Origin of the sequence: Actinoalloteichus spitiensis RMV-1378, assembly GCF_000239155.1 — a bacterium.
Lineage (GTDB): Bacteria > Actinomycetota > Actinomycetes > Mycobacteriales > Pseudonocardiaceae > Actinoalloteichus_B > Actinoalloteichus_B spitiensis.
Genome location: NZ_AGVX02000231.1, coordinates 1 through 14,254 on the forward strand (window position 1 = coordinate 1; position 14,254 = coordinate 14,254).

9 protein-coding genes are annotated in these 14,254 nt (G+C 72.2%); 5 read left to right on the forward strand and 4 right to left on the reverse strand.

Annotation, left to right across the window (positions count from 1 at the left end):
- From ACTIDRAF_RS0211660 to ACTIDRAF_RS0211685, 5 genes are all read left to right on the forward strand, one after another.
- The coding region (locus ACTIDRAF_RS0211660) for a UvrD-helicase domain-containing protein (protein ID WP_016698921.1) at positions 1–818 on the forward strand (818 nt) is incomplete at its 5' end.
- 326 nt (positions 819–1,144) lie between these two features.
- Complete coding sequence (locus tag ACTIDRAF_RS35295; protein WP_157162986.1) at positions 1,145–3,517, forward strand: SGNH/GDSL hydrolase family protein; 2,373 nt, start codon at positions 1,145–1,147, stop codon at positions 3,515–3,517.
- Between the two features lie 190 nt (positions 3,518–3,707).
- Positions 3,708–4,028, forward strand: a complete 321-nt coding sequence (locus ACTIDRAF_RS33775) for a hypothetical protein (protein WP_157162987.1) — start codon at positions 3,708–3,710, stop codon at positions 4,026–4,028.
- Positions 4,029–4,257: 229 nt separating this feature from the next.
- Positions 4,258–4,653, forward strand: a complete 396-nt coding sequence (locus tag ACTIDRAF_RS0211675) for a hypothetical protein (RefSeq protein WP_016698924.1) — start codon at positions 4,258–4,260, stop codon at positions 4,651–4,653.
- A 1,285-nt stretch (positions 4,654–5,938) separates the two neighbouring features.
- Complete coding sequence (locus ACTIDRAF_RS0211685; RefSeq protein ID WP_026066007.1) at positions 5,939–8,041, forward strand: LamG-like jellyroll fold domain-containing protein; 2,103 nt, start codon at positions 5,939–5,941, stop codon at positions 8,039–8,041.
- A 630-nt stretch (positions 8,042–8,671) separates the two neighbouring features.
- On the opposite strand, the gene ACTIDRAF_RS0211690 is transcribed toward ACTIDRAF_RS0211685, so the two are convergent.
- The 4 genes from ACTIDRAF_RS0211690 to ACTIDRAF_RS0211705 all read right to left on the reverse strand — a co-directional run.
- Entirely contained in the window at positions 8,672–11,134 is a 2,463-nt protein-coding gene (locus ACTIDRAF_RS0211690; RefSeq protein WP_016698925.1) for a glycoside hydrolase family 2 protein, read from the reverse strand.
- Positions 11,135–11,204: 70 nt separating this feature from the next.
- Complete coding sequence (locus ACTIDRAF_RS0211695) at positions 11,205–12,233, reverse strand: ABC transporter ATP-binding protein (protein ID WP_016698926.1); 1,029 nt, start codon at positions 12,231–12,233, stop codon at positions 11,205–11,207.
- A complete protein-coding gene (locus ACTIDRAF_RS0211700) occupies positions 12,230–13,336 on the reverse strand; it encodes an ABC transporter ATP-binding protein (RefSeq protein ID WP_016698927.1) in 1,107 nt (368 codons plus the stop codon). The genes ACTIDRAF_RS0211695 and ACTIDRAF_RS0211700 overlap by 4 nt, the downstream gene beginning before the upstream one ends.
- Positions 13,336–14,254 (reverse strand): ABC transporter permease (locus tag ACTIDRAF_RS0211705; protein WP_016698928.1); only part of this gene is annotated, 919 nt, incomplete at its 5' end. The genes ACTIDRAF_RS0211700 and ACTIDRAF_RS0211705, both read right to left, overlap by 1 nt.

Genomic DNA, 14,254 nt, shown 5'->3' on the forward strand with positions numbered 1-14,254 from the left:
CCGGCCGCCGCGAGCAGGTGTGGCGGCTGCACCAGGCGTACCAGCGCAACCTCGCCGAGCGCGGTCTCACCGACTACAACGACCTGCTCGTCCTGGCCACCGAGGAGGTCCGGGAACGCCCCCTGGCGGAGCCGTTCGCCGCCGTCGTCGTCGACGAGGTCCAGGACCTGCCCCAGGTGGGGCTGCGGCTCGTCCACACCCTCGTCGGCGACCGTCCGGACGGGCTGCTCCTCGTCGGCGACGGTCAACAGCAGGTGTACCCGGGTGGGTGGTGGCTGATCGACGCCGGCATCCACGTGCAGGGGCGCGGCGAGACGCTGCGGGTGAACTACCGCAACACCCGGGCCGTGCTGGCCGCCGCGCAGGACGTTCCCGCTCCCAACCAGCTCGACGAGGAGGACGGGGCGCCCGGCGCGACCCTGCGGGAGGTCACCGCCACCCTCGCCGGCGGAACCGTGCACCGCTGGTCGGGGTCGGCCGAGGAGTTGGAACAGGCGCTGGTCGCCGAGGCGAAGGTGGTCAGCGAGGCGCACGAGGAGACGGCGGTCCTGCTGGGCAGCAACGACGACGTCAGCCAGGCCATCCGGTGGTTGAGGCAGGCTGGTATCCCGGCGATGCCGTTGAAGGACTACGACGGCACCCAGCCCGGGGTGAAGGTGGGCACCGTGCACCGGGCGAAGGGCATGGAGTTCGGGGCCGTCCTGGTCGTCCTGCGCGGCACGGAGGACGACGGGCACGACGCCTCCCTGACGGACCGGCGGTTGCTCGTCGCGATCACCCGGGCCCGGGACCACGCGTGGTTGGCGACCGTGCGGTGACCCCTTTCCCCGACCCGCACGGGCAGCCGTTCCCCCGGGGCCTCGTCCGGCGCGGTCGTGCCGTGTTCGCCGTGTCGACGAGAACGGCCCCTAGCCCGAGTGAGTGAACGGTTTTCTGGTTCCGCTCCCCGCATCCAGGAATGCCACCGGAGGTCCCGGCTACCGGAAGGACAACCCGCACCACCATTTCCGCCGGAAGTTCCGCTGGGTGCCGGAATTTCCCGGGAAAGGCGTGGCCCCACACCCACCGAATCCGGGAGTATGGAAAGGGTAGCCTCGTTCACACAGGCGACACGGTGTCCGTTTCTATGAGGAAGGACGGTCACATGCCTGAATCCGGTGTGGTGACGTTGGTCGGCCGCTGGCTGGCCTCGAATGGTTGGTCTCCCGCGCAGGGACGGTTGTTGATCACTCCGCTGCGCCGGGTCGTGGAGGACGGAACGACGGCCCTGGTGGCCGACGACACGTTCTCGGTGGAACTGGTGAACGGGAGGATTCCGCACCGCGTGACGTGTCCGGTCGCCCTCGACGACACCGTGGAGACCCTCCTGCACGTCGAGGAACACGTGCTGGGCATGCGCGTGCGCACCAAGGTGGTGCGGGTGGAGGGTCCGGTGGTGGACCTGCCGCGCGCGGTCCCGGTGCCGCTGTCCGGTGAGGATCGTGCCGTGATCGCCGAGGCGACGTCGGGCGCCACGCTGTCCGAGGCGGGTTCTCCGGTGGCGGTGATGGCCGCGGCCGGGGCGGGCGGCGGTGAGGCGGGGGCGGCGCCGAGCCCGGAGGCGGCCCGCCGGCCGGTGGCACCCGTGCCCAGGGGGACCATCGGCCTGGGCACGGCCGGGGCGTCCCTGCTCGGCGGGCTCGCCGGCCAGCTCGCCGACGCGCCGCCCCCGGCCGGAACGTCCGAGGTCCGGCCGGCCCGGGCGACGGTCCCGGGTCTGTGGCAGTGGGGACGCGCCTGGTCGCAGACCGGGCTGCGGAAGGTGCGGGTGGTCGCGGTCGGCTCCAGCAGCACGCAGGGCGTCGGCGCGAGCCACATCGAACGGTCCTTCGTCTCCCGGCTCGGGCAGATCCTCGGCGAACCCGGGCGCCACTACCCGGCCGCCGACGGCGGGTGGCTGTCCTCCGGGGTGCCGCTGATCGTCGACGCCGACCTGGGTTTCCGGTCCCGCCGGCTGCTCGGCGGCGAGTGGATCGAACGGGACCTCCCCCCGGGCACCACCCTGCTCACCGTGTTCCACGGCCAGGGGTCGAACAACGGGTCCTTCGAGGTCTCCGTCGACGGCGGCGCCCCGGTCCGCGTCATCCCCGACCGGTCGGGGCAGGCCGACCGGGCCGACGGCGAGTGGTCCAGTCCGCCGTTGCCGCCCGGCACGCGGACGGTGCGGATCACCGCCCGGGAGGCGGTGACGATCAGCGGGGTCTACGCGCACACCGACAGCGCGGGCACCGGTATCCAGGTGTTCATCGCCGGCAAGGGCGGTACCCAGTCCGGCAACTACCTGCCCTCCCGGATCATGGGTTCGCACTGCGACCGGGTGGCCCGGTTGGACCCGGACCTCATCGTCATCCAGCTCGGCGCGAACGACTACGCGGCCGGGGTGGCCCCGGAGGTGTACGCGGAGCGGATGCGCCAGCAGCTGAACCTGTACCGGACGGTGTGTTCCCGCCGTCCGTCGATCCTGCTGTTGCACACCTTCCGCCGTTTCGACGTCACCACCCCGGCCCACCGCTGGGAGGACTACGCGCGGGCGGCGCACCAGCTGGCGAAGGAACTCGACGACGTCGCCGTCATCGACGTGTCCGCCCACTTCCCCGTCACCCAGGACGTGGACGACGCCGACATGGACCTCGTGCACGTCGACCGCATCCACCTCTCCGACGCCGGTCACGGCCTCACCGCGCGGTTGATCGCCGACCAGCTCCGGCTGCCGCTGGTCCCCCGCTCCGCGCCACCCACCCCGGACCACCCGGTGGGCCGGGACCCAGCGGCGAACCGGGGGGTGGTGGTGGCGTTGCGCGCCTCGGAGCTCGACGGCGGCCCGGGCGACCGGATCGCCGAGTTCACCCCCCACCAGGGCACGGAACCGGGGCCGCGTCAGGAACGGGAGGACGCCCGACCGGAGCTCAGGGTGGAGGCCGGCCGGTGGTTCCTGCGGTTCGACCGCGTCGACGGCCCGCGTTGGATGCAGTCGCCGGCCTGGTCCCGCGCCCACACGCCCCCGAAGACGGTGTTCCTGGTGGCCCGGCCCCGGGACGTGCACGGCACCTGGGTGTCCGGGCACTCCGGCTCCTACCTGGCGTGGTTCACCGCCGGGAACCCGTTGTGCCACATGATGTGCGGGGCGGGCGGGTTGTCGGCGCCCGACGCGGCCGCCGTGTGGACGGGAGTGGGCCGGTGGAACGTGTTCGCCGCCGTGTTCGACGGTGAACGGTCCCGGCACCTGACCTACGGTCACGAGGTGACCCGGATCGTCACCGGAACCGGCCCGGGGGCGGGCCTGCCGGGGCTGACGTTGGCGACGAACACGGCCACCACCGGGGTGTACGCGGACATCGACATCGCCGACCTCGTCGTGGTCGACCGGGCGTTCACCGACACCGAACTCCAGGGCGGCGCGGACTGGTTGGCCCGGCACTACCGGTTGGACCAGGCGGGACGGACCAGCGTGCCCGCCGGCCCGCTGTCCGGTGGCTGACCGGGCCGCCGGAGGTGGTGTTGCGGGCCGGCGGTACGACCGCGTCGTCGTCGATCACGACCTCGGGGCCAACCGGCGCCGAGGGGTGCGGTCGGGGAACGCACCCGCCGGCTTCGGCAGGCTGCTCGTTCGCGTCCCAGTTCTCCCGTTCCGGGAGGGTGTGACGCCCGCGCCCGGTACCGTCCGCGTCGTGACAACCACCACAGGACTCTGGGTGCGCACCGACCACGGTCTCGTGCGGGCCGACGTGATCACCCACGTGCACGTCGTGGGCGGGAAACTCGTCGTCTCCACCGGGGTTCCCGTGGGGGTCGAGGGCACCTTCCGGGGGTTGGGCAAGGTCAGCGCGGACCTGCCCGCGCTGTGCGAGGTCGACGAGGACGATGTCGAGGACATCGCCGAGCGGTTCGTGCGGTTCCTGGCCCGCCACCAGGCCGCCAGCCGGGCCGGGCTGATCTCCGCCGACAGGGACGGCGCCTTCCACCTCGACGGTGTCGACACCGCCGGTTGAATCCCTGGGCGGGGCGTGCCGGGGCTCCCGCCCCGGTCCACTCGCCGACGTGGCGGAGGGCGGAGAGCAGCCGCGCCCCGCGTCGGCCGGCTGCCCCCCGGCCCGGCTTCGAGGCACGGCGCGGTGTGACGTCCCGCCCGGCCTGACGGGCGGGGCCGGCTGGGACGGGCAGGTCGGGTGGAGGCCTGGTGTCGAGCCCGGCGGGATGTTGGACGACGAAGGAGGTCACGTGTCAGAACTGGTCGAGTTCGACGACCTCGCCCAGCTCCGGGTGCTGCTCCGCGCGGCGATGGTGCTCAAGTTCGACATCCCCGAGGCCTCGGCGGGACCCCTGGCCGGTAGCCCCGTGTTCGCCTCGGCGGTGCACCGCCTGCGGGACGCGCTCGTGGCAGCCCTGGAGTCGACGGGGTCGCCGGCGGCCGCCCGGACGGAGGCGGGCTGGTACCGGCTCGCCGAGCACCCGCACCAGTGGGAACTCCTCGCCCGGCGGGCGAGGGACCACCCCCGCTGGGCCGAACTGGACGGGAGGGCACGGCGGGACTGGGTGGAGACCCTGGCGGCGCCGCTCGTCGTGGACGAGGAGAGCCTGGCCGCGGTCATCGCCCGGGCTGACGGGGAACGGTGAGCGAGGCCGTTCGTCCGCCGGGTGTCTCGGTTGTCCGGCGTGGTCGGGCGTGTGGCTCCTGGCCGGGGGGCGGAACGCCGTTCGAGGTGTCGGGTCGTGACGGCGACCTCCGCCCGGCTGACGGCTGACGGCGGGCTCGTCGTCGCCGACGCGATGAGGCTCGGCCGGCCCGCAGGCTCCTGACCCCAGCCGGGTAGCTCGCGGGGTACCGCCAGAACAGCCCGTCGCTCCTGCTCGCTGCGCACCGGGAGAGCGTCCGAACGCCATCGACGGCCCGGGGCTCAGCCCCCACATCGGCCTCCGCACGCAGGCGCCGGAGCCTCGGCTCCGCCAGCATTTTCCGAATCCTCCTGTTCCACTCCACGCCACCCCTGCTCTCCCCCTGTATCGGCGACAGGACTTTCCCGGAGCGCGCCGAACGAGCAACCACTTCGGACACTCGGGGATGAGATAGACATTTCCGACTGCCTCGAGAAAAACGGAGGCACATCCGCCACGTCGTTGAACCGCAGGAATCGGAGAGCCGATATCGCACCTGTCCGGTCGATTCGAGCAGCGGCGGAATCCCGGGCTGGGAGACGGCACCGTGATGGCCACACCGGGCAACCCCGTCCTCGACCGAGGTGCGGCACGTCTGGTGGGGCAGCAGCGCGGGGTGCGCACCGAGCAGCGGCGCCACAGCCCGATGGGCGCCACCCGCCACGCCCATCGGGCGGAACGGCAGGACGATCTCCGTACCAGCTGGTCAAAGCCGTCGGATCGGGGCGCCGGCAGCATTGCACGCCCACGCAGGAGCCGAGCCCGAGCCGCGCGTCGACCCTGCCCAGGGAAGACGGCGAAGGAGGCTGGCGCGTGTCCGGCACCCCGTTTCCTTCTCAGCAGCCGGCCTCGGTCGCCGAAGGGCGTTACCCCTGCATGCCTGCCGCCGCATCCTCATGCCGTTCGACGCAACCGCGTCCCCACCGGGCGCGTCTTCCAGTCGCCGGCACAGCTGCCGGGAAATGGCGAACCGGCCAGGAAAGCACGAACCCCACTTCTCGGCAATGATTTGCCATCCCGACAGCTGAACGGTAGGAAAATAACCCATTCTCCGGTCAGCCAAAAATGGCCTATTCATCCTCCGCCCCGCGCCGTTCGTTACGCGATTCCCAAAAACAACCCCTCTTTGATCATGAAGCTCACACTCCGTACCCGAACGGTGCCGCACCGCTCTAGGTTCACGTCGTTTTGACCGGACCCGGAACGGAAGGGGTACCAGCACGTGTTGAGAGAAGGACCGCGGCGAATGGCGGCGCTGGCCATCGCGTCGGCCACCGTCGTCGCGACGACGGTGGCCACACCACAGGCGGTGGCGTCGCCGAACGACGGGGGAACCGGGGCACCCGCGCCAACGGCCACGGTGACGGATGCGACCCGCTCTGGAGACCGTTCGGAGTCCGAGGCCTCCGGCATGGCGATGGAGGACGAGGAGCACTCCCACCTCGACCAACCGTCGGGACTGTCCATGCAGGGTGGAGCAGTGGCCTGCGATGTCGAGGCCGCGCGGCCTTGGTTGTCCACGACCACGCCACGCCTGCGGGCGCGGGTGTCGAGCCAGAGCGGGGGGCTGCTGACCGCGCACTTCGAGTGGGGGCTCGTTGGTCAGAAAGCTACTGGGAGTCGCAGTGTGTCCCGCACTCCCTCCGGTTCCGCCGCCGAGATCACCGTGCCGGAGGGAGAGCTGCGTGAGGGCCAGGCCTACTTCTGGCGAGTACGGGCGCACGACGGGGTCGCCTACTCGCCGTACTCCCAGCCCTGCGAGATGGTGATCGACGCCACCGCGCCGCACTCGCCACCGACGGTCTCCTCGACCGCTTACCCGCCAGGCAAGTGGACCGGTGGGGAGGGTATCCCCGGCGACTTCACCTTCGACGCGAACGGCGTTGACGACGTGGTCCGCTACCTGTATTCGACCGTCCCTCCCAGTCTCACCACCCCTGCGCCGGCTGACGGGCTCGGCGGGCCGGCCACCGTTGAGATCACTCCGACCAGTGACGGCCCCTACACGCTTTCCGTTCGGTCCCAGGACCGGGCCGGTAACCTATCGCCCATCACCTACTACTCGTTCCTGGTGGCCGGCCGCACTCCGGCCGTGAGCCACTGGAAGTTCGACGAGTTCGACGGAACGACCACCCCCGACTCCAGCGGCAACGGGCACACCGCCTCCGTTGCCGGTACCGTCCAGTGGAGCGATGGCCACAACGGCGACGCACCCCACTTTGACGGCTCGACCGGTCACTTGACCACGGACTCCGCTGGCGTGCGAACCGACAGCAGCTTCGCCGTGACGGCCTGGGTGCGACTGACCGACAAGGAACGCTCGCGCACCGCTGTCAGCCAGGACAGCGCACAGTCCTCCGGCTACCACCTGCACTATTCGCGAGACGACGACCGGTGGGCATTCTCACTGCCCAGCGCCTACGGAGGTAGCTCGACCACCGCGCGAGCCCTGTCCATCGAACCGGCTGACGCCACTGGACATTGGACCCACCTCGCGGGCGTGTACGAAGCCCACCGGCAGCGCATCATCCTGTACGTCAACGGTGTCGAGCAGTCCTCCACCGAGGTGAGCTCCCATTGGAACGCCACCGGCTCGGTCCGCATCGGCGCCGCCCAGTCAGGTGGGCGGGCCTCCGACTTCTGGGCAGGAGCGGTCGACGAGGTGCGGGTGTACGAGCGCGCCCTCGCCGCTGCCGAGGTCGCCGAGATCTTCAACCAGGTCGTGGTGAAGGGGCACTGGGGTCTGGAGGAGAGCGCGGACGGGACCATCCCCGACGAGTCCCGGTGGAACCATCCCGGTGTCGTACGCGGGGGCGCGACGTGGCGCGAGGACGACTACATGGCGACGACGGTGCTGGAGTTGGACGGCCGTTCCGGGCACGTCGCAAACCTCCCAGCAGTCGTGGACACCTCACAGAGCTTCTCCGTCTCGGTCTGGGTTCGCAGCGAGGACTTGGGGACCTCGTCGCAGACCGCGGTGAGCCTGGGTAATGGCGCCCAACTGCAATATCGGGCCTCCAGCGGCAGGTGGGCCTTCGTGCTACCTGGTTCACCCGAAGCAGGGGATCCGATCGTGGCGGAGAGTCTCAGGTCCGCTCGGGAGGGACAGTGGACTCACCTGGTTGCCCTCTACGACTCCGCCGAACGCCAGGCCATCCTCCACGTCGACGCCCGGTTGAACAAGAAGGTGGATCACGTGTACTCCACCAGCTCCGAGGACGGGATTCAGATTGGCCGCGCCGAGAGCGACGCGAGCTACTGGCATGGCAGTGTCAGTGACGTCCGCGTCTTTTCCGGAGTCCTTTCGCAGCCCCGCATAGCTGACCTCGCCTTTCCACGGCGCTGGTGACGCTTCTCAGCAGTCCGCACGTTGTGGGGAGGTGCGGCGGCCCGGTTCCACCCAGCACGTGATGTGGTACGCCGCGCGGACGCCACCCCGCCCTTGTGGTCGGCCGCATCACCTCATGACCAAACCCAGCGGGATGTGGGTGGTTCCACGGCGGAGCGATGCCCGCTCCGCCCCAGGTGACGGATCGCCGGCGCCGGAGGCGCACGGAACTCGCCAGCGGCCCCGGTGATTCGTCGAGGGGCGGGGTGTCGCCGGGGTGTACCTGCTTCGTCGCCTCCGCCCAGCTCCGTCCCACCGGGGCCGTCCGGGCTGTCGCTGGTGGGGAACGAACACGCTCTGGCGCCCTGAGGGGAGACGCGTGGCCGCCTGCCGCACGGTACGCGGCCCCCAGTTGGTTCAGGCGGCGGCGCACGCCTCCACCCGCCGGCCTCCACGCCCGCACGCCGTCCCGGACCCCGCACCCGGGACCCGAGCCCCGAACTCCCCACCTCCACGCCGACGCACCGACGCACCGACGCACCGACGGGCGGAGACCAGACCCCCCGCTCACGCCGGCGGGCACGCGGCAGGGCGGCGCCGCCGACCGCCGGCGACCCGGGTACGCACGCGGCCCCCTGACCAGTCCGCTGCTCAGTGCAGGAGTTGGTTGGCGGAGCGCAGCACCAGCGGCGTCACCAGGTCCTCGGGGTCCAGGGGCAGGGCGGTGCGCACCACCACGCTGGTGCTCTCCCCGGGCAGGAGGGTGCCGAGCATGTCGTCCACCTCCGCGTCCTGGGCGACCCGGTCGGCGAGCAGGGCGAGGTCCCGGACGAGGTTCCCGGCGGTGACCTCGACCCGGTAGCCGTCCTCCAGCTCCGCCACGGTGGTGGTGAGTTCGGGGACGGGCAGGGCCAGTTCCAGGTCGGGCAGGTGGAACCAGGTCGCGCGGATGTCACCGGCCGTGGCGACGAGCAGTTCGGCGGTCGGGTCGGTGGCGGTGGTGATCGTCTCGGGCAGCGGTTCCTCGTGCACGGCCCTGGGTGGCACGGTCAGCTGGTGGCGGACCTCGCCGAGGACGGCGCCGGTGAACGCCGTCCTGGCGACGACGAGCTGAGGGGTCCAGGGTTCGTCGGTCTCGTTGCACAGCACGGCGGCGAGCCCACCGGGGCGGGGGCGGAGGGTGACGAGCCGGTCCTGGTAGGCGGCGCGCAGCGCGTACCAGGCGGGTTTGCGGCGGCCCTGGCCGTCGACCACCGACCAGGAGGTGACGGGCCAGCAGTCGTTGAGCTGCCACCACACGGTCCCGGCGCACCGCGGCGCGTGGGAACGGAAGTGCTCGACGCCGAACCGCAGGGCTCGGGCCTGGTTGAGTTGGGTGGCCCAGAACCAGTCGTCGAAGTCCTGGGGTTCGGGGAAGTGGTCGGCCAGTCCCCTGGCGAGTTTGCCGTTGCCGTCCTCGGCCTTCTGGTGGGCGAGCATGCCGGGGCTGTCCGGCCGGAGGGGGTCGTCGCTGATGCTGGCCCGCAGGGTCGCGTGCGCGGGTGGCCCCTGGAAGCCGAACTCGGCGACGAAGCGGGGCACGTAGTCGCGGTAGGCGGTGTAGTCGCGCTGGTTCCACACGTCCCAGATGTGGGTGGCGCCGTGCGCGGGATCGTTGGGGTGGATGTCGTGGGAGAACGACCAGGGGCTGCCGGCGGAGTAGGGGCGGGTGGGGTCGAGTTCGGCGAGGAGGTCGGGCAGGAGCCGGTGGTAGTAGCCGGCTCCCCAGGTGCGGTCGCCGAGCTGGTCGCGCCACCCCCAGTCGTGGTGGCCCCAGATGTTCTCGTTGTTGCCGTTCCACAGCACGAGGCTGGGGTGGGGTGCCAGGCGGGTGATGGCGTCGCGGGCCTCGGCCTCGACCTCGGACCGCAGTGGTTCCTCCTCGGGGTAGGCGGCGCAGGCGAAGAGGAAGTCCTGCCAGGTGAGGATGCCCAGTTCGTCGCAGATGTCGTAGAAGTCGTCGGACTCGTAGATCCCGCCGCCCCACACGCGGACCAGGTTGACCCCGGCGTCGCGGGCCTGGTCGAGCCGCTGCCGGTAGCGGGCGGCGTCGACGCGGTGCGGGAAGCAGTCGTCGGGGATCCAGTTGACGCCTCGGGCGAAGACGGGGACGTCGTTGACGACGAAGGTGAAGGGTGTGCCGTGTTCGTCGGGTTCGGTGTCGAGGCGGATGCTGCGGAAGCCGATCTCGCCGGCCCAGGTGGTGAGGTCGCCGTTGCCGGGGGTGGGGTGCTCGTCGACGGTGAGGGCGACGTCGACCGGGTAGCGGTGTTGGTCGCCGTAGCCGTGGGGCCACCACCGCCGGGGCTGGTCGACGCGGACCTCGACGGTGGTGGTGGTCGCGCCGGCGGGGATGGCGCCGGTGGCGGCGACCACGCCGACGTGGACGGTGACGGGCAGTTCGTCGTCGTGGCCGGGGGCGCGGTCGATGTCGACGTGGACGGTGACGACGCCGCCGCCTTCGGCGTCGACGGTGGCCAGCGGGCGGACCGAGGTGAGGCGGGCGCCGTGCCAGCGTTCGAGGGCGAGGGGGCGCCAGATGCCGGCGGTGACGAGGTCGGGGCCCCAGTCCCACCCGAAGTTGCAGGCCATCTTGCGGATCTGGTTGTAGGGGTGGTGGTTGGTGTGCGGGCGGTGTCCGAGGAGCTCGCGGACCCGTTCGGCGTGGTCGAGGGCGGAGGTGAAGGTGACGGTGAGTTCGTTGGGGCCGGCGCGGAGCTCGTCGGTGACGTCGAAGCGGTAGACGCGGTGCATGTTGGCGGTGTCGGCGATGACGTGGCCGTTGAGTTCGAGGTGGGCGATGGTGTCGAGGCCGGCGCAGGCGAGGTCGACGCGTTCGGTGCCGTCGCCGGGTTCCCAGTCGAAGGTGGTGCGGTAGCGCCAGTCGGTGCGGCCGATCCAGTGGAGCCCCGCCTCGTTGCGGTCCTGGTAGGGGTCGGGGATGAGGTCGAGCGCCAGCAGGTCGGTGTGCACGCAGCCGGGCACCGTGGCGGGTACCTCGCGGTCGGCCAGGGCGTCCGGGGCCGGTCCCCGGACGGCGCGCACCGTCCAGCCGTCGTGCAGCTCCATCCGCATGGGCGTCTCCTTCGTCCTCGTCGTACCGGGGTGGGGGGCGTCCCGGCGGTGGCCGGGTGGCCTGGGGGTGTCAGGGGTCTGGTGGCGCGGTGGGGGGCGGTGCTGGCTGGGTGGTCGCCGGGTCGGCGTCGTCGGCGTGGAGCCAGCAGCGGGCGGCGCGGCCGGTGTCGAGGGGGACCAGCGGGGGGCGCCGCTGGCAGCGGGGCATCGCCTGGGGGCAGCGGTCGAGGAAGAGGCAGCCGCCGGTGCCGGTGGGGCCGGGTACCTCGGCGCGGGTGACGGGCAGTGCGGGGCCGGTGAGGGCGCTGGTGCCGCGCCGGCGCGGGTCGGGGGCGGCGGCGGCGAGCAGCCGCGTGTAGGGGTGGCGCGGGTCGAGGATCACGTCGTCGCTGGGGCCGCTCTCCACGAGTTCCCCCCGGTACATCACGAGGATGCGGTGGGCGAAGTGCCGGGCGGTGGCCAGGTCGTGGGTGATGTAGAGGACGGCGAGGTCGTCCTCGGCGCGCAACCGGTCGAGGAGGCGCAGGATCTCCAGGCGGATGGAGACGTCCAGCATGGACACGGGTTCGTCGGCGAGCAGCACACCGGGTCGGCAGGCGAGGGCGCGGGCGATGGCGACGCGTTGCCGTTGGCCGCCGGACAGTTCGTGGGGGTGGGCGGCGGCGACGCGGTGGGCGGGGACGAGGTTGACGCGGTGGAGGAGGTGGTGGATCTGCTCGTCCTCCTCGGCGCGGTCGAGGGTGGGGTGGTGGAGCCGCAGGGGTCGGCGGAGGTGGTGGTCGACGGTGTGGAACGGGTTGAGGGAGGCGAAGGGGTCCTGGAAGACGATCTGCACCTGGCGGTGGTGGTGGCGGCGGCCGCGTCGCCCGGGGGTGGCGGGGTGGCCGTCGAGCAGGATGGTTCCGCCGTCGGGGGTGTCGAGGCGGGCGAGGAGGCGGGCGACGGTGGACTTGCCGCTGCCGCTCTCGCCGACGAGGGCGACGGTCTCGCCGGCGTGGAGTTCGAGGGAGACGTCGGAGACGGCCCGCAGGGGGTGGCGTCGGCTTCGGCCGGGGAGGCGGAACTCGCGGACGAGGCCGCGGGCGGCGAGTCTGCTCATGGGTCGACCCCCTCGGCGGTGTGGGTGGGGTGGAAGGTGCCGTTGCGGAGCGGGGTGGGGGGTGGTGCGCCGTAGCGGTCGGGGTGCCAGGCGTGGCAGGCGACCAGGTGGGTTTCCCCGCCGGGGGCGGGGTCGTCGCCGGTGGTGGGGGCCGGGCCGAGTGGGGGGCGCTGGTGGGCGCAGACGTCCCGGCGGTGGGGGCAGCGGTCGTGGAAGGCGCAGTGGGCGAGGGCTTGGGTGAGGTCGGGGGGTTGTCCGGGAATGCCGCGCAGGTCCTGGTGGGGTCCGGTGAGGCTGGGGAACGAGCCGAGCAGGCCGGTGGTGTAGGGGTGGCGGGGTGCGGTGAGCAGCCGGGTGGCGGTGCCCTCCTCGACGACCCGCCCGGCGTACATGATGGCGATGCGGTCGCTGATCTCTAGCAGCAGCGACAGGTCGTGGGTGATGAAGACGAGGGCGAAGCCGAACCGTTCCCGGAGCCGGCCGAGTTCGCGGAGGATGTCGCGTTGGACGACGACGTCGAGGGCGGTGGTGGGTTCGTCCATGACCAGCACGTCGGGGTTGAGCGCGAGGGCCATGGCGATCATGACGCGTTGCCGCATGCCGCCGGACAGTTCGTGCGGGTAGCTCCGCGCCCGGTCGGGGTGGACGCCGACGAGGCTGAGGAGTTCGGCGCAGCGGCGGGCCCGGTCCCGCCGTCGGCTGCCGGGTTCGTGGGCGGCGAGGACGTCGGTGAGCTGGGTGTGGATGGTGAGCACCGGGTTGAGGGCGTTCATGGCGCCCTGGAAGACCATGGCGATGCGCCGCCAGCGGAAGGAGCGCAGCGCGTCGCCGGTGAGGGCGAGGACGTCGGTGTCGTGGCCGTCGGCTCCGTGGAAGACGACGGATCCGGCGACGACCTCGGCGGGGGGCCGCAACAGCCGGTTGACGGCGTAGGCCAGGGTGGACTTGCCGCAGCCGCTCTCGCCGGCGATGCCGAGGACCTCGCCCCGGCGGAGGACGAGGTTGAGGTCGCGCACGGCGTGGACCGGCGGGTCGAGGTGGTAGTCGACGTGCAGCCCCCGCACGGAGAGCACCGGTCGGCCGGTGTCGTGGTGGTTCCCCATCACCGCTCCTCGGTGGGCTGGGCGGGGCGCCGGGCCGCGCGGCGGGCGCGGCGGGTGCGGGTTCCGCGCAGTCTCGGGTTGATGACCTCGTCGAGGCTGAGGTTGAGCAGGGACAGCGCGCAGCCCAGCAGGGCGATGGCCAGTCCGGGTGGGATGAACCACCACCAGGCGCCGATGGCGAGGGCCTGCGCGTTCTGCGCGAAGTAGAGCATCGTCCCCCAGGTGAGGTGGTCGACGCCGCCCAGGCCCAGGAAGGACAGGCCGGCCTCGGTGAGGATCGCGAAGATGACCGCGAAGACGAACTGGGCGGCGATCACCGGGAGCAGGTTGGGGACGACCTCGACGAGGACCATCCGCCAGGGACGTTCCCCGAGGGCGCGGGAGGCGGCGACGTGGTCGCGGGCCCGGACGGAGCGGGTTTGGGCGCGCAGCACCCGGGCGGAGGCGGCCCAGCTGGTCAGGCCGATGACGACGGAGATGGCGAGGACCCCGCCGCCGTCGAGGTAGTGGGTGACGAGGATGACCAGCGGCAGGCTGGGGATGACCAGGGTGACGTTGCTGAGCAGCGACAGCGCCTCGTCGACGCGGCCGCCGACGTAGCCGCCGACCACGCCGACCAGGATCGACAGCACGGTGGCCAGCAGGCCGGCGAGGGCACCGACGAGCAGGGAGCCCCGGGTGGCGACGACGAGTTGGGCGAGGACGTCCTGCCCGGTCTGGGTGGTGCCCAGCCAGTACTGCGCGGAGGGCGGGGCGAGGGGGTCGGGGCCGATGCCGCTGGCCCCGGTCACCAGGAACGGGCCGAGGGCCGCGACGAGGACGAACCCGGCGATGACGGCGAGTCCGACGCGGGCCCGGCCGTCGCGGGGGATCCACCGGCGGCGTGGGCCGGGGGTGGCGACGGCGGGTGGGGTGGGG